This is a genomic window from Bifidobacterium samirii (genome assembly GCF_003952945.1).
Classification (GTDB): Bacteria; Actinomycetota; Actinomycetes; order Actinomycetales; family Bifidobacteriaceae; genus Bifidobacterium; species Bifidobacterium samirii.
This window is the reverse complement of the sequence record NZ_QXGK01000010.1, coordinates 38,080-54,045: the sequence shown is the minus strand read 5'-3', so window position 1 is coordinate 54,045 and position 15,966 is coordinate 38,080. Positions and strand designations below refer to the sequence as shown.

The 15,966-nt window shown below is 67.9% G+C and carries 10 protein-coding genes; 5 read left to right on the top strand and 5 right to left on the bottom strand.

Going from position 1 to position 15,966, the window contains the following annotated elements; genetic code table 11:
• Positions 1 to 36: 36 nt before the first annotated feature.
• The 4 genes from D2E24_RS10600 to D2E24_RS06075 all read right to left on the bottom strand — a co-directional run bounded on the left by D2E24_RS10600 (position 37) and on the right by D2E24_RS06075 (position 6,571).
• A complete protein-coding gene (locus D2E24_RS10600; protein ID WP_125968435.1) occupies positions 37 to 1,221 on the bottom strand; it encodes a restriction endonuclease subunit S domain-containing protein in 1,185 nt (394 codons plus the stop codon).
• A gap of 15 nt (positions 1,222 to 1,236) precedes the next feature.
• Positions 1,237 to 2,046: an ATP-binding cassette domain-containing protein gene (locus D2E24_RS06085; protein ID WP_125968434.1), complete on the bottom strand. Its 810-nt coding sequence runs from the start codon at positions 2,044 to 2,046 to the stop codon at positions 1,237 to 1,239.
• 433 nt (positions 2,047 to 2,479) lie between these two features.
• Positions 2,480 to 4,147 (bottom strand): aryl-sulfate sulfotransferase, encoded by a 1,668-nt coding sequence (locus D2E24_RS06080; protein WP_125968433.1) that lies wholly within the window; start codon positions 4,145 to 4,147, stop codon positions 2,480 to 2,482.
• Between the two features lie 180 nt (positions 4,148 to 4,327).
• Complete coding sequence (locus tag D2E24_RS06075) at positions 4,328 to 6,571, bottom strand: glycosyltransferase (RefSeq protein ID WP_125968460.1); 2,244 nt, start codon at positions 6,569 to 6,571, stop codon at positions 4,328 to 4,330.
• A 159-nt stretch (positions 6,572 to 6,730) separates the two neighbouring features.
• Here D2E24_RS06075 and D2E24_RS06070 point away from each other — a divergent pair, with 159 nt between their 5' ends.
• The 3 genes from D2E24_RS06070 (at position 6,731) to D2E24_RS06060 (ending at position 14,403) form a co-directional block, all read left to right on the top strand.
• Positions 6,731 to 10,279 carry a collagen-like domain-containing protein gene (locus D2E24_RS06070; RefSeq protein WP_125968432.1) on the top strand — a complete coding sequence of 1,183 codons (3,549 nt, stop codon included), beginning with the start codon at positions 6,731 to 6,733 and terminating at the stop codon, positions 10,277 to 10,279.
• A gap of 95 nt (positions 10,280 to 10,374) precedes the next feature.
• Complete coding sequence (gene ligA / locus D2E24_RS06065) at positions 10,375 to 13,203, top strand: NAD-dependent DNA ligase LigA (RefSeq protein ID WP_420897483.1); 2,829 nt, start codon at positions 10,375 to 10,377, stop codon at positions 13,201 to 13,203.
• A gap of 81 nt (positions 13,204 to 13,284) precedes the next feature.
• Positions 13,285 to 14,403 (top strand): Mrp/NBP35 family ATP-binding protein, encoded by a 1,119-nt coding sequence (locus D2E24_RS06060; RefSeq protein ID WP_125968431.1) that lies wholly within the window; start codon positions 13,285 to 13,287, stop codon positions 14,401 to 14,403.
• 92 nt (positions 14,404 to 14,495) lie between these two features.
• Here the strand turns inward: D2E24_RS06060 and D2E24_RS06055 are convergent, their stop codons facing one another.
• Complete coding sequence (locus D2E24_RS06055) at positions 14,496 to 14,735, bottom strand: DUF6199 family natural product biosynthesis protein (protein WP_125968430.1); 240 nt, start codon at positions 14,733 to 14,735, stop codon at positions 14,496 to 14,498.
• 188 nt (positions 14,736 to 14,923) lie between these two features.
• Here D2E24_RS06055 and D2E24_RS06050 point away from each other — a divergent pair, with 188 nt between their 5' ends.
• Both D2E24_RS06050 and D2E24_RS06045 read left to right on the top strand, forming a co-directional pair.
• Positions 14,924 to 15,340 carry a helix-turn-helix domain-containing protein gene (locus D2E24_RS06050; protein ID WP_125968429.1) on the top strand — a complete coding sequence of 139 codons (417 nt, stop codon included), beginning with the start codon at positions 14,924 to 14,926 and terminating at the stop codon, positions 15,338 to 15,340.
• 15 nt (positions 15,341 to 15,355) lie between these two features.
• The gene (locus D2E24_RS06045) at positions 15,356 to 15,916 is read left to right on the top strand and encodes a PIN domain-containing protein (protein ID WP_125968428.1); all 561 of its coding nucleotides are present in this window, start codon (positions 15,356 to 15,358) and stop codon (positions 15,914 to 15,916) included.
• Positions 15,917 to 15,966: the final 50 nt, after the last annotated feature.

The following is a 15,966-nucleotide window of genomic DNA, read 5'->3' as shown; positions in this document are numbered from 1 at the left end:
GTCCTTCGCGTCCTCTCGCCTGAAGGGCTGTCGCAATCAGACGAACAGTTTCTGGAGATATGACGTTTTAAGTCGATCCAGATGCGTCTTCTTCGTTTGGTAAGAGTCGATCAACGCATCAAGACAGACAAGAAACTTCCCTATTATCTGTTGTTCACCGGGATCGCTGGGTACGTCCAACTTCTCTCGAAGAAAATCATTGATGACAATGGTGTGCATCATCGTCGTCGCCTTTGTTGAACGAATGAGAATGTTTCTCATCACAAGCTCATCATTAATATAGTATTTCCAGAATACGAGATCTCTATCTTCAGTGGGCCTCAGGACTTCAAATACATGAGAGACGATGCCGTCTCCGATATCGTTCTCCACGAATCTCCCGTGACTATAATCTTTGCTGCTGTGTCCTTCAAACGCTATATCTCCCAGCCTCATAATGTTATACGTTTTCAGATAGGATTCATCCCGAATGGATGCATCGGCTTTGAACCGCATGTTCGCTACGGATATAATCGCATCAATTCCATAGCTGCCGTCATTCTTTTCGCTGGATTTCTCATATAGGTCACCCAACTTACGCTGCTGCCAGGGTTCGGTGAAGCCTCTGAACCGGAGCTTTCGGCTGAAGATCTGCTGCAAATAGTAGCGTTTCTTCAGCCGCAGCAGCTCGAGCTTACGCTCGTGGGCCGCGATAAGATCATCCAACGTCTTGAAGAACTCTCCAATACGCTTCTGCTCGCTTTCGCTTTGTGGCAGACAAATGCGAGTCTCAAAGAAATCCGACGGGGTTACATTGAGCAATCCATGATTACGCGCTCCTTCCGCGGCGATCGCACTGACTTCCTTGTACCACAATGAAGAATCATAGTATGAGACCAAGAACCACGGCTCGACTCCAGTGGCTTTAAACACTATATAAAGCGTTGAAAGTATGCCCGTTTCGTAACGCTCCAATCGTTTCACCGCCCCATACGGGAATCCATTTGAAGAGCTTTTGTTATATGCGAATTCCCCTTTCATGAGAAGGTAGTAGCCGCTCGTATCCCTAGCTGCAATCTGCCGGTCAAAGAATTCGGTTTGGTCAACAAGACCGTCATGAGCGGAGACCGTCAATACCCTTTGACAGGAGCCGTCAATGTTCTTGCGCCTGATTCGACTTGCGACATCACCTAACTTACGCTGCTCCCAGACGTAGCTGATTTGAGGGCGGCGTTTTCTCAATGAAATCGGAGGTAATCAGCCACGCATGGCCTCGTACTTGGTGTGGATGATCGCCTCGTACCGGGTGACGGCGTCGGTGGGCGGGCCGTCGAAGACGACGCGGTGGTCGTCGAGGACGAGCACGCGGCCGATCGCGTATTCGGGGCGGGTGACGAGCGCCGTGTCATGCGTGGAGAACACCACCTGCCGGTCGTACGAGAACAGGGCGGACGCCACATGCGCGGACGCGACCTCGTCGAGCCCCTTGGTCGGCTCGTCGGCCACGATCGCCGCCGGCGACAGGCCCAGCGCACCCGCGATGGCGAGCAGATGCCGCTGTTCGGCGTTGAGCGCGGACGCCGGCAGATGCGCGACTTTGGCCAGGTCGAAATGCGCGAACAGATTGCCGATGAGCGCCTGCCGCGACGTCTCGTCCATGCGTCGCCGGCGCAGCGGCTCGGCCACCGCCTGGCGGATCGATTCGGCCCGATAGTAGGCGTCGGGGATCTCCTCGCGGCGCACGCGGCCGACGAGAGACTCGACCTGCTTCGCGTCGCCGCGCCGCGACGGGTCGAGGGGAGTGCCGGCCGGAGTGCCGTCGGCGGCGGCCGGGGTGAGCCGCACGGTGCCGGATGTGGCGGCCAGCGCGCCGTCGAGCAGCTTGAGCAGCGTCGTTTTGCCCGACCCGTTCAGGCCGATGAGCGCGACGCGGCGGTCCGACGGGCCGATCGACAGCGTCGTCGGTTCGAGGCCGGTCTGACCTTCCGGATAGACAAACCCGGCGGATTCGAGTGTGAACGTGACGGCCGCGGCCGGGGCGGACGGGGTGCGGGAGAAGAGTCTCATGCGTTCATGGTACGGCAGCCGGGGCAGGCCCCGGCAGGGTTTGAGGCAGCCCGCGATGCGACACACCCGGACTGGTGATACAGAAGACAGGTTATATCCGGAAACCCCGGGTCTAGGCGGGACAACCTCTATTCTGTGCGACCAATCCGGGTGTGTCCCTACAGGACGGATGTCCTTTTATCTCTTGTTGAGAACGGGCGAAGTCGGGAATCCGGGTTGGAGATGCCTTTGCTGAGGCCCGGGCGCAGCGCTCGACACGCCTGGACTGGTCATGCAGAAGGCGGGTTGTTCACGGAAACACCGGGTTTTGGAGAGACAACCCTGGTTCTGTGTGACCAATTCGGGCGTGTCGCGGCGGTGAGGGGCTGATGCGGCGGGAGATTCGGGAGTGGAATTGCCGCCCCTCTTTCACTCGGGGCGAGGCACCCGGACGTCAGGCGAAGTAGAAGCCCTTGAACCCGTACTGGTACACGCGGTACACGTAGCTTGTGGCGAGCTTCATCCGGTACTGCGCGAGCAGCGTGCCGTCCGTGTCGTACACGCCGAACAGGCCCTGCTGGCCGGTGTCGATGAGGATGTGCCCGTCGTCGAGCTCCTGCGCGGAGCTCACATAGGGGGAGAACGGCACGTCGAACTGGTCGGTCTCGCGGTACGTGCGCGCGTTCTCGTCGACGAGGTAGCGGCGGTACTGGGATCGCGCGTCGTCGTTGCCGGTCAGGCCTTCGGTCTCGATCCCGTCGACGACGCTCCAGTCGAAGTCGGGCCGGGTGGACGCGTACCCGTAGTTGTTGTCGAACATGTACAGGTAGTACTGGCCGTCGGGCAGCGAGTCGTCCTGGACGACGGTGATGGAGTGCTGGCCGCCGGTGTCGCCGAAGTCGCCGTCCTTGGCGAGGAACGAGTCCTCGTAGCCGCTGCCGTCCCACACGCTCGGCTCGCCGATCATCCAGTCGAGCTTCGGCTCGCCTTCCAGGTCGTCGATCTTGATGATGGTGGACGTCTCGCGCGCGGAGAATATGGCCGACCCGTCGTCCACCAGCTGGATGGTGTTGCAGTGCAGCCAGTCCCAGCGGTCGGTCGCGCTCGGGTCTGACTCGTCGATGCCGGCGTGCGTGGTCGTCTGCTTGTAGTCGGCCAGCAGCTCGCCGAAGTCGAGCAGCGGCGTGGTCTCGCCGGTGTCGGTGTCGAGTTTGACGACCTGGTCCTGCACGGCGTGGTCGTCGCGTCCCAGCTGGGTGGCGAGCAGCACGATGTTGCCGTCGGCGTCGAGCGCGTAGTCGTGGTGGAGGATGTAGTCGTCGGACAGGTCGTAGATCTTCTCGAGGCGGCCGAGCCGGTCCATGCCGACCATGGTGTGCGTGGACGCGGAGAACCACATGAGCCCGTCGGAGAAGAGGAGCCGGTGCGCCCGGTAGTATTTGAGCGGGATCTCGCCGCGCAGCACGCCGTCCGTGTCGTAGTAGTAGAGGAAGTCCTGGTCGTCGCTGTCATTGCCCATGACCGCATACAGGCCGTCGCCCAGATCGGTGCCGTCGTCGGGGGCGACGGTCTGTTCGAGCCGCGTCTCCTCGGTGCCCAGCAGCGTCGGGCCGTCGTGTTCGATGGCGTACGTGAGGTCGAGTCCGTTGTCGTCGGTGAGGGTGAACGTGATCGTGTTGGTCACGCCGGGGACGAGGCCGAGGACGAGGAACTCGTGTTCGGTGGGATAGTCCTCGTCGCCCTGGTACGCCTGCTGCGTGAAGTCGGGGTAGCCGTCGGCCGACACCGTGTAGGTGACGTTCGATCCGTAGCGTGACGTGAAGTACACGTACAGCGATGTGGTGTTGGTGCCGTACGGGTTGTCCTTGACGAAGATGTCGTCGACGCCGTGCTCCCTGGCGTCGCGTTCGGCGACGAGCGCGTCGTGCGCCGCCTGCTGATAGTCGTCGGTGTAGATGTCGGCGATGCGCGCGTTGAGTCGTGCGATGCGCGCGGCGCGGACCGACGACGCCCCGCCGGTCGTCGCGCACAGTCCCAGCGCGACGACGACGGTCAGCGCGCACAGGGCGCCGACGGCGCGCACGACGGCGCGACGATGCGGAAACGATCGCAATGATTGCATGGTGAACCCCGGAAGTCTGCATGATGGACGATACCCATCCATGGGTATACGCCCATCCTTGGAGAAACCGGAACTTCCGCAAGGCGTCGCCGGGACGGGGCCGGGACGTTTCCGGAGCGGAGCCGGAACGTCATTGGAGCGTTGGCTGGACGCCCGCTGGAAAAGGCGCCCAGCCGGCCGTCAGCCGATGCCCAGCAGCGCGAACCAGGAGCGCACCTCGTGGAACAGCGCCGGATTGTTGGCCGACAGCGAATCGGAACGGCCTCGCACGAAGCACGACATCAGCGCGACCGCGAGCATCGCCATCATCAGCAGCATCACGGCGAGCCGCAGCAGATACCGATGGGCCGGCGTCCTGCGGTACGACGGTTCGGCGAGCGAATCCTCGCGCACCGGCGGGTCGAAGGCGGCAGTGCCGTCGGCGAGCCGGACGAACGCCGGCAGGCACGCCAGCGAGAACAGCCAGCCGAAATCGGCCATGTACCGCCATCCCAGACCGCCGGCGAACGAATCGACGACGACCAGGACGAGCGCCAGAACCAGCGCGACGGTCAGCGTGCGCCGGTACGCGGCGGACAGGCGCGTGCGCATGCACGGCAGGAGGAACGCGAGCAGCGCCATCGGACACAGGGCGAACAGGCCGCCGACCACCGGCTCGGTGAACGCCCACTCGGGCAGCGGCGTGGGCTGCAATGCGAGGGCGGGGAAGTCGCCGGCGAAGCGCAACGGCGCGAACAGGTAATAGAACACGACGAACGGCACGTCCACGGACGGCAGACGGTAGTTCACCATGTCGGTGATGGTCATCTGATAGACGCTGCCGAAGTCGAGGGGCGAGCCGAACCGGGCCGCGTTGTACGCCATGAGCGGGGCGACCACGACGAGCGCCGGCAGCACGATGGCCAGCGGCGCGCGCAGCGCCTCGCGCACGCCGAACAGTCGGGCGCGCAGTCCGGCGGCGAGACGCGCGATCTGCGTCCAGAACAGCGGGAACGCGAGCAGCGCGGCCAGACAGAACGTGGGACGGCAGCCGAAGTTCGCGGCGATGCACGCGCCGCCCGCCGCCAGATGCGGCAGCGACAGTCCGGTGGCCGCGTCGCGGTGGCGGCGGCGACGTGCGGTGCCGGCATCGGCGGCTGCGCCGACGGCGGCATGAGCGCGATTGGCCTCGCCATGGGGGCGGCCGGCGACTCTGCCGTCGGGCCTGTGGCGACCGGTGGCGGTGTCGTCGGCCGCCTGCGGCAGCGCGCCGAGCCAGAACCACAGTCCCAGACAGGTGAACGCGAGCGAGGCGGCGATCGGCACCGAGTAGAAGTTGGTGCGGAACCACAGGTAGCAGGCGTTCGCGCCGATCAGGAAGCCCACGACCGCCATCGACGCGGCGGCGAGCGAGACGGACGGGGCGAAACGGTGCAGCAGCCGCACGATGAGCAGGCAGGCGGCCACGGTGAACATGAACATGAGGATCGGCACGGCCGCGCCGGTCGGCAGCATGCGGCCGGTGAGCGCCTGATACGGCAGGTAGAGGAGCACGGCCGGCAGCACGCCGAAATACGAGTACCAGTGGCCGTCATGGTAGGCGTAGTCCCAGTAGAGCGGGCCGTCGCCGGAGGCGAGCAGCGAGGCGCGCACGTCCACGTCGTAGGGGGACTGCGCGGCGGCGAGCGCGTCGGAGACCGGCAGGTCGAGCCAGACGCGGCCGTGCAGCAGCGCGTCGGCCACATGCGCGTACTGGTCGAAATCGTACGTGTACCAGCCCTCGTCATGGAAGGTGAGCGGCCCCATGACGGCGATCGACCAGCCGGCGGTCGCCAGGACGGCGACGCCCAGCGCGCCCAGCGTCGCGGCGAGCGCCCGCCGCTGGGCGCGGTCGGCGGGGTCGAGCCGGGTGCGCCACAGGCGCGATCCGGGCCGCCACGCCACGCACAGCGCCACCACGGCCGACAGCAGCGCCACGCGCGCCCAGCTCCACAAGAACGGCACCTTCGCGTTGGCGCGCACGGCGGCGAGCGGCAGGCGCGATCCGGCCGGCTCCTGCACCCATACGCGGATCGACGTGGCACGGCCCGTCCTCGCATAGCGGGAGCGCGGCGCGTTGACGCACACCGGCCGCACGTCGCCGGCGGCGCCGTCGAGGTCGAAGCGCAGATGGAAGGTGCGCAGCAGGTCGGTCGTGTCGGCCGTGTCGGTCGCGTCGTCGGTCGCGGCGACGTCGACGCGCACGTAGTCGGACGTGCCGTCGGCGGTCAGGTCCAGATACGCGGCGGTCGGGTCGACGACGCGCAGCATGCCGTCGTCGTCGCGCACGAGACCGGCGCCCATCGCGTTGGTCGCGGCCGACGAATCGGTGCTCGCCGACAGCGTCGACCAGAACGGCAGGTTGAACACGGCGCATTCGACCGCGAGGACGGCCAGCAGGGCCATGCAGGCGGCGGCCAGCGTGCGCGGGCGGATGATGCGGCGGGAAAGCGAAGATGACACGGCAACATTGTATCGGGACCGCGCCGGACGCCGCCGCGCCGCGATTACTCCGAGGGCGTCAATCGGGCCTCCATGTCGGGTTGCGTTGAAACAATATGGGGCATGTTTTCTCACGCATCACACCAAGGCAATCATGGCCGCAGCGTGTCGGCCGCGATCGGAAGGCTGGTGCGCTCCGTCAACGCCCGGTTCGGCGCGGGCCGGACGTCCGTCACCGTGCCGTCGACCGACCCGTTCTCCGCGTCGCTGAACGCGCCCGACGGCGACATGGTCAAGTCGCTGCACGAGCATGCGATCGTGCTCGGCCCGCTGGTCAAGCGCCGCGTCTTCGACGGTCTGGAGGGCGTGCCCGACGGGCTGCGGCTCGGCTGGGCGCAGCTGCCGGTCCGCCGCGGCAGCGTGCTGGCGCTCGGCGCGTTCACGTCGCGCGACCATTTCGCCCAGATCGCGCTCGCCGACGACAAGGGCCGCGTGTTCGTCGGCTCCGACCCGGAGATGGACGTGCAGGGCAAGCGCGCCCAGTTCATGTTCGGCAAGGAGGGACGCCTGCGCCTGCCCGACGGCCCGCGCTTCGGCCATAAGGCGGACCCCGACGCCCCCGTGCGCATGCTCGACGTGTTCCACGGCGGCATCGTGGGCCGCGACGACTCCGGCCGCATGATGTGGCTCGCCTCTTGGCTCAAGACCGGCAACCGCTACACGCTCGAACAGGTGCGTCAGCCGCTGCCCGACGCGCTGCGCCACGACCTCGGATACCGCGACGCGATCGCCGTCGCGTTCTTCACCGCGTACATGCTGCCGCAGATGAAGGGCCTGCTCATCGGCTTCGGCTCGGGCAACATCTTCCGCCGTCTCAACCGTGAGGCGCCGATCGGCGCGATCCGCCGCTCCCTGCGCGACACGCTCGACGCGCGCGCCCACGGCCTGCGCGCCTCCGGCCTGGAGGATCATTTCGCGGACCTCATGCACGAGGCGAAGGCGCTGGAGCCGGCCGCCGGCCTCGAGGCGGTGCACGGCGCCGAACCATTGCACCTGTACACGTCGTCGTATTCGGGCAATTACTTCTTCACCTGGGATTCGGGACTGCAGTTCCCCGCGGCGCTCCAGTCGCTGCGCATCGAGGCGAACCTCAACCGATTCGCCGCGGTCAGCGCCTGGCTGGAACGCAACGCGCGGCTGGGCGTCGGCCCCATCGAGGACACGGTCACGCGCGCCGAGGCGGCCCGCATCGACCGGATGCTGCTGGAGGATCCGGCGCTCAACGCGCTCAAGCCCGGCGATCCGGCCGCCGACGACGGCGCCGCCGACACGACCGGCACAGACTTCGACGGCGACGGCTGGCATGCGGTCATGCGGCTCGTCGACGAGGCGCAGGCCGAATTCCAGCGTATCGCCGAGCGCAATCCCGACCCGGTCCCGCCGCCCGAAGGGCACGATCCGGGCGATTCGGAATGGCTGTACCGCCAGACCGTGGCACGGCTCCTGCGCCGCCTGCGCCTGCCGTACCGCTTCGACGTGGAGTTCCGTTCCGACCTCGCGTCCGGCGAGGCCGCCGTCGGCTACACGGTCGCCGGCCCCTCGATGATGCCGTCGACCCTCTACGACGACGAACGCCACGCGTGGACGCCGCTCGACGAGGATGCGCGCGCGGCGATGAGCGCCGACTACAACCTGCGCGTCGGCCTGATGATCGCGGCGATGATGTTCGGCGCGAACCGCCGCGTCAAGCGCATCTCGGTGCACGTCGACTCGCTGGGCCTCGAAGAGGCCGCCGCCGCGCAGGACAGCGCCATCTCCGACATGATGGGCCAGACGCTGCGCCGGTTCGAGCGCACGCTGCTGCGCGAGACCGGCGTGACCGGCGGCAAGGCGGACCCGAAGGACGGCGACCACCACGGCGATCCGGCGCTCGCCCCGCGCGGCGTCGTCGAACCGGCCGTCACCCCGGCCGAACCGTTCGGTCCGGCCTCGCCCTCCGACGCGTCCGCCCTGACCGGCGTCGATGATACGGACGACGCGCCCGCCGCGTCGATCCCGCCGGCGGACGGGATCGTCGACGGCATGCCGCCGGTCGACGGCGACTCCGGAGACGCCGCGGACGTCGGTTCCGTCGCCGATGAGGACGCCAGCGTGGACCGCCGTTTCGAGGATCTGATGCGCGGCATCGACTTCGACGAGACGCTCTTCACCTCGCCGGACGCCTTCCCCGGACAGGACGACCCCGATGCGCCGGCCGGTCCGTCCGACGGCTCCGGCATGGCGGGCGCGCCGGGATTCGACGGCCCGATGCCCGTCGACCCGTCCGACCCGCTCAGCGCGCTGCGCGCCGACCCGACCGTGCGCACGATGGCGACCGTCACGTTCACCCGCGACGAGTTCCTCGAACGCCTCTACGAGGACGGTCTGCTCCACCCGGCCGACACGTTCCGCCTGTTCGACGCGGTCCTCGCGTTCGACGAGCACGGGGCGCTCGCCGAGACCGAACCCGCGTTCGCGCTCAGCGACGGCCGCTTCGCGCCCACCGGCGCCCAAGAGGAGCCGGAACTGTCCGACACGGTGTTCCGGCCGGGCGTGGCGCGCGTGCTGGGCGCCGCCGACGCGGCCGGCCTGTCGATCCAGCGCGCCGACCTGCTGCAGCACGGCGTGGCCGAATTCCACCGGCTCGCCGCCGACCATACGATCGGCACGGCCGGCAAGGCGCGCGAGGCGATGCGGCTCATCGAACGCATCGGCGACCCGGAGCTGACCGCGCTCGCCCCACAGGTCACGAGCGCCCTGATCGACGGCGAGGACACGCCCGACTTCCGATTCACCCTCAACGACGACCTGGGCCGCGAACGCGACCGCGCCCACGAGCAGTTCTTCGCCGGACAGCTCGAACGCGCCATCGAGACGCTGGAGAACGAGCTCGAACGGATCGACCGCATGTACGCGGCCGAACCGGGCGTGCCCCGCTACTTCAACTCGTACGCGGAGCGCGTCGTGTACAACCGGCTGTTCGCCACGTCGGGGGAGCGCACCGTGCTCATTCCCGACGACCTGTTCTACACGCATATGGAGGCCGCCGACCTGCTCGCGCAGATCAAGGGCCCGCGCGCCGCGCTGCCGCATCTGAACGCGATGGTCTCCTACGCGCCCGCCTACCCGCTGTCGCATCTCAAGCTCGCCGTGCAGCTGGCGCGTCTGGAGGACTGGGATTCGGCGCGCGCCGCCTGCCTCAACGCGCTGCGCGTCGCCCTCGACCGCGACGACGCCGCGTTCGCGTACTACCGGTTCGCCTACTGCGCGTGGATGCACGACCGCTTCGACGAGGCCGCCGCCGGCTATCTGATGAGCGAGCACATCAGCCCCGGCCAGATCGGCGCGCTGGAGGGCGAGCTGCGCGAGCTCGTCGCCCGCGCCGAATCGCAGTGCATCCCCCTGCCCGACGACGTCGACCAGGCCAAGGCGCTGCTCGCCTCGCGCGGCCTGCCCGTCTGGCCCGCCACCGAAGTCGCCTCGATCATGCGCGAGGCGGCCCGGGCGAGCGTCGACGCGGGCATGTTCGTGCCGGCCCGCACCCTGTCGGTCGCCTGCGCGCGCATGGCCGACGACGACAGCGACGGCATCGACGTGATCCAGGCGCAGTTCCTGCGATCCCTCAACGCGTGACGACGCCCGCCCCGGCACGGCGCGGGCCGGGGCGGCGCATCGGACGCGCCACGCATGCGACGACGCGCGCATGCGCCGATACGGTGCAAGCCGACATGGAAGGTGACGAGGTGAACGAACAACTGGCATGGGATTTCGACCTGTTCGACGCGGCCGGCATGACCGGCGGGGACGGGTCGTCCGGCACGGCCGCGGTAGGCGATGATTCTGACGGTGCCGCCGCCGCGGACGGTCCATCCGACGCTCCGGACGGTCGTCCGGCCGCCGGGGGAGCGGCCGCACCCGCGCCCGTCGCCGACACCGGCATCGCCGCGGCGACGCCCGGCTCGGCGGCGTGGATCGCGGCCCTCCAGGCCGACGACGCCGACGCGATGCGCCTCGACCGGCTCGACGTGGCGGCGATGGGCGCCGACGACGCGGTCCGCCTGTGGGCGAAGGTCGCCGCATGGGTCGAATCCGACCAGATCGCCTACTACATCGACGACGCGCCCGTCTCCTCCGACGCCGCCTACGACGCGCGCCTGCGCTGCCTGCAGCGGCTCGAGGCGTCGTTCCCGACGCTCGACTCGCCGCAGTCGCCCACCCGGCGCGTCGGCGGCACGTTCTCCAACGACTTCGCGTCCGTCCGTCATCCGTCGCGCATGATGAGCCTCGACGACGTGTTCTCCATCGACGAGCTGCGCGACTGGCACGACTCCGTGCTGCGCGACCTCGACTGGCCCGAAGGCCGCCCCCTGCCGATGAGCTGCGAGGTCAAGATCGACGGTCTGGCCCTGAACCTCATCTACCGCAACGGCGTGCTCGAACAGGGGCTGACGCGCGGCGACGGCGTCACCGGCGAGGACATCACCCTCAACGTGCGCACCATCGCCTCCATCCCCGCCAACCTGTCCGGCCCCGTCGAGGACATCCCCGAATTCGTCGAGATCCGCGGCGAGGTGTTCATGCGCTGGGACGACTTCGCCGCCCTCAACGACGAACAGGAGGACGCCGGCCGCGCCCCCTTCGCCAACCCGCGTAACGCCGCCGCCGGCTCGCTGCGGCAGAAGGACCCGCGCATCACCGCCACCCGCCGGCTGAGCTTCTACGCGCACGGCATCGGCACGCTCGACTGGGGGAGCGGGGCGGCCGCCTCCGCGCACCGGGAGATCTCGGACCAGTCCGACGCGTACCGGCTGTACGAGACGTGGGGCATCCCCGTCTCCCCGCACAACCGCACCGTCGACTCGTTCGCCGGCATCCTCGACATGATCGACCACTACGGCGAACACCGCGGCGACATCGAACACGCGCTCGACGGCATCGTCGTCAAGGTCGACGACCTGACCTTGCAGCGCACGCTCGGCGCCACGTCGCGCGCGCCGCGCTGGGCCGTTGCCTACAAGTACCCGCCCGAGGAGGTTAACACCGAACTGCTCGACATCACCGTGCAGGTCGGCCGCACCGGGCGCGTCACCCCCGTCGCGATCCTGCGGCCCGTGCACGTCGCCGGATCGACCGTAGCCCGCACCACGCTGCACAACCCGTCCGACGTGGCACGCAAGGGCGTGCTCATCGGCGACACGGTCGTCGTGCGCAAGGCCGGCGACGTGATCCCCGAACTCGTCGGCCCCGTCCTCGAACGCCGCAAGGGCCGCGAAGGCGAGCTGCGCGAGTTCGTCATGCCGACCGCCTGCCCGTCGTGCGGCGCGGCGCTCGCTCCCGCCAAGGAGGGCGACAAGGACATCCGCTGCCCCAACGTCGAAAGCTGCCCGGCGCAGCTGACCGAACGCATCATCAACCTCGCCTCGCGCAAGGCGTTCGATATCGAGCATCTGGGCGACCAGTCGGCCGTCGCCCTGACCAACCCGGAGGAGAACCGCCCCGACACGGCCGCCACGTACGCGCCCGGCCTGACCGAGATCGTCGTCGGCCCCGGCGAGGAACCCGACGAATACGAGCCGCCGGTCGGGCTGGAACTGCCCGCCGTGCAGACGCCGGTCCTGTCGAGCGAGGCCGGCCTGTTCTCCCTGACCGCCGACGACCTCAAGGACGTGCGCGTGTGGCGCGAGGCGCCCATCATCGAAGTCCACGAGACGGTCGGCGAGAACGGGCGGCGCCGGAAGGTGCGCAAGCGCATCGGCGGCTCCGGACTGTGGCATCAGGTGCCCGCGTTCTGGACCACGCCGGCCGCGGCGAAACGCAAGGCGGACGCCGACGGCGCATACCCCGGCTACGACGTGCCCGCCGACGCGGCCGTCGTGCGCGTCGACCATAGGACGGGACGCGCCGGCGTCGCCGACGTGCCGGTCATCATCCGCCCCGGCGAGAACACGCGCAAGATGCTCGACGAAATGGACAAGGCGCGCCACGCCGACCTGTGGCGTGTGCTCGTCGCCCTGTCGATCCGCCGGCTCGGCCCGCCCACCGCGCGCCTCATCGCCGGCGCGTTCGGATCGCTCGACGCGATCGGCGCGGCGAGCGTCGAGGAGCTGTCCGCGATCGACGGCATCGGCCCCGAGATCGCCGAATCCGTGGCCGGCTGGTTCGCCGCGTCGCGCGAACCGGGCGACTGGCGCGGCGACGTGCTGGCCGCCTGGCGGGCCGCCGGCGTCGGCGTCGGCCAGGCGCAGGTGAGCACGCTGCCGCAGACGCTCGCCGGACGCACGGTCGTCGTCACCGGCTCGCTGGAAGGATTCTCACGCGACTCCGCCAAGGAGGCGATCATCGAACGCGGCGGCAAGGCGGCCGGCTCGGTGAGCCGCAAGACCGACTGGGTCGTCGTCGGCGCCAACGCCGGATCCAAGGCCGACAAGGCCGCCGAACTGGGTATCCCCGTCCTCGACGAGGCCGGATTCGTGACGCTGCTGGAGACCGGCGACGCCGTCCCCGCAGGCGGCGGCGCGGACGGGGAGACGGACGGCGAGCCGGGCGTGGACGACTGACCTTCCGACGGCCGTCCGCCGACGCCTCTGGCATGCCGGCGCACTTCACGCTAGTGTGGTACGCGCATTAAGGAGGACGAAATGACCGACATCCGACCCGACATCCGACAGATCGAAGCGGACATCTACGAGCGGCTCAGCCACGTCATCGACCCCGAGCTGGGCCGCTCCGTCACCGAACTCGGCATGATCGCCGCCATCGACGCGCATCCCGCCTCCGAAGGCGGCTACGACGTGGACATCCGCGTCGAACTCACCGTCGAAGGCTGCCCGCTGTCGCAGACCATCACCAACCAGATCAACGGCGCCGTCGCATCCTATCCGGGCGCCGCGCTCACCCCGCACATCGAGGTTTCTTCGATGAGCCGCGACAAGCTCGCCGACCTCGTTGCCGGACTCAAGGCCGAACGCCGGCAGAACCCGTTCAGCAAGCCGGGCGTCAAGACCCGCATCTTCGCGATCGCCTCCGGCAAGGGCGGCGTCGGCAAGTCGTCGGTCACGGCGAACCTCGCCGCCACGTTCGCCGCGCTCGGCTACGACACGGCCGCCATCGACGCCGACATCTACGGCTTCTCCCTGCCCGGCCTGTTCGGCGTGACCACGCAGCCCACCAACCTCGACGGCATGCTCATGCCGGTCACCGCGTGGGGCGTCAAGCTCATCTCGATCGGCATGTTCGCCGGCGCCGACCGTGCGATCCTGTGGCGCGGGCCGCGACTGCAGCGCTCGCTCGAACAGTTCCTCTCCGACATCTGGTGGGGCACGCCCGACGTGCTTCTGCTCGACCTGGCGCCCGGCACCGGAGACATGGCGATCTCGGTCGCCCAGGCGCTGCCCAACGCCGAACTCGTCGTCGTCACCACGCCTCAGCCGAGCGCGTCCGACGTGGCCGTGCGCTCCGGACTCGTGGCCCTGCAGGTGCCGATGCGCGTGCGCGGCGTGGTCGAGAACATGAGCTGGTACGAGCACAAGGGCGAACGACTGGAGATCTTCGGCGCCGGCGGCGGCGCGCGCGTGTCCGAACAGCTGACCGCCGCGCTCGGACACGACGTGCCGCTCATGGCCCAGCTGCCGCTCGAACCCGAGTTCCGCGAGACCGGCGAATCCGGCCGCCCGGCCGTCCTCAACGCCGACGGCACGCTGCGCGACGACGCGATGGGCCAGGCGTTCCGTTCGCTGGCCGAGCGGCTCATGGCCTGACCGGCGGGCCACCGCGCCGTACGGATCGTCCGGATATGGTTGCGCCCCGGTGGTTCACCGGGGCGCAACCATATCCGACCGTATGCGGCGTCCTACCACCAGACGCCCGGCTCGCTGAAGAAGCCGTTCAGGACGAGGAAGATGGGGAGCGCGACTGCGGCGGCCAGCGAGAACCCTCCTCCGAGGCGGGTCATGAACAGGTAGAAGTCAGTGGGTTCTCCGCCGCGCACGGAGAGGAAGTGCTCCAACCGCCACATGTCGGTCGGGCGGAGCAGCGCGAACAGCCCCATTCCGATCAGCAGCAATTCCAGGATGATGAACCAGACGATCATCGGGAACCTCCATTCCCCCATATGAATCCGCGGCGCCTTCGCCACCTGCTTCCATGATAGGGGAACTCCGGCGGACATGCGGGGCGTATGGACCCATCGCGCGTATACGATGCGACTCGACAAGTCAATTCTGACTATTGTCCGTTTTGTCAGAAATTGGTAGAATGGTGACGACATAAGGAGGAATCATGACTGCAGTACTTGACATGCCTCATGTTGATGGGACGACGATTCCGCGTGGCGATCGTGCGCTCGTCGGCGCGGCCGGTGATGTCGTGGAGCTGAGCGCCGAGGCGTACGAGGCGGCGTTGAACGCGGCGTTCGGTGTGATGGGACGTCGCCGTATGGTCACGACCGGCGAGGCGGCGAAGCTGTTGAACTGCTCGGCACGCACGGTGGCCCGCATCCTCGATTCCGGCAGGCTGCCGTTCACCCGCAATGGCGCCACCGGGCGCCGCATGGTGGATGTGGCCGATGTGATGGACTACCAGCATCGGGAACGCGAACGGATGGAGCGGTCGCTGGCTTCGATGCGCCGCGCGGCCTCGGAGATGGGCCTGTACGATGAAGACGATGCGGCCTACGTCGCCGATTTCGACCAGTGAGCGAAAGGCGATGCCGTGACGAAACCCGTCGTTCTGCTTGACGCCAATATCTTCCCCGCGGTCTGGCTGCTTGACATCATGCTCACCTTGGACGAACGGCAGGTGATCGACGTCGTGTGGTCCGGACGGATTCTGGAGGAGGCGCGTCGCGCGCTCATCGAGAGACGCGGACGCACTCCGGAACAGGCGGATCGCCTCCTGTCGTTCATCAGGCCGATGAACCCCACTCATTGCATCTACGGCTGGAGCCATCTCGAACCGGCGCTCGATCTGCCGGACCCGGACGACCGGCACGTACTCGCCGCCGCCCTGGCCGCGGATGCCGATTATATCGTCACCTACAATCTCAAGGATTTCCCGCCGCAGAAGCTTGAACGCTACGCGGTGGAGGCCGTGCACCCGGACGAGTTCCTGAGTGTGATGCTCGAGCGCGACCAAGATGGTGTGGTGGAGGCGATGAACGCCGTCGTATCCAGCAAGGACAATCCGCCACGCACCATGGCCGAGGAACTGGATCATCTGCGCAGACTGCGTCTGAACCGATTCGCCGACGGCATGGAACGGGCCACTCGCTAGGGGATTCCCCTGCTTCGATCGAGCGGCTGCGACGCGAGTCCTTAGGCGGA

Coding starts and splice junctions, on each gene's coding strand:
- D2E24_RS06085 (WP_125968434.1), bottom strand. CDS start 2,046: ATGAGACTCTTCTCCCGCACCCCGTCCGCCCCGGCCGCGGCCGTCACG.
- D2E24_RS06080 (WP_125968433.1), bottom strand. CDS start 4,147: ATGCAATCATTGCGATCGTTTCCGCATCGTCGCGCCGTCGTGCGCGCC.
- D2E24_RS06075 (WP_125968460.1), bottom strand. CDS start 6,571: ATGGCCCTGCTGGCCGTCCTCGCGGTCGAATGCGCCGTGTTCAACCTG.
- D2E24_RS06070 (WP_125968432.1), top strand. CDS start 6,731: ATGTTTTCTCACGCATCACACCAAGGCAATCATGGCCGCAGCGTGTCG.
- ligA (WP_420897483.1), top strand. CDS start 10,375: ATGGAAGGTGACGAGGTGAACGAACAACTGGCATGGGATTTCGACCTG.
- D2E24_RS06060 (WP_125968431.1), top strand. CDS start 13,285: ATGACCGACATCCGACCCGACATCCGACAGATCGAAGCGGACATCTAC.
- D2E24_RS06055 (WP_125968430.1), bottom strand. CDS start 14,735: ATGATCGTCTGGTTCATCATCCTGGAATTGCTGCTGATCGGAATGGGG.
- D2E24_RS06050 (WP_125968429.1), top strand. CDS start 14,924: ATGACTGCAGTACTTGACATGCCTCATGTTGATGGGACGACGATTCCG.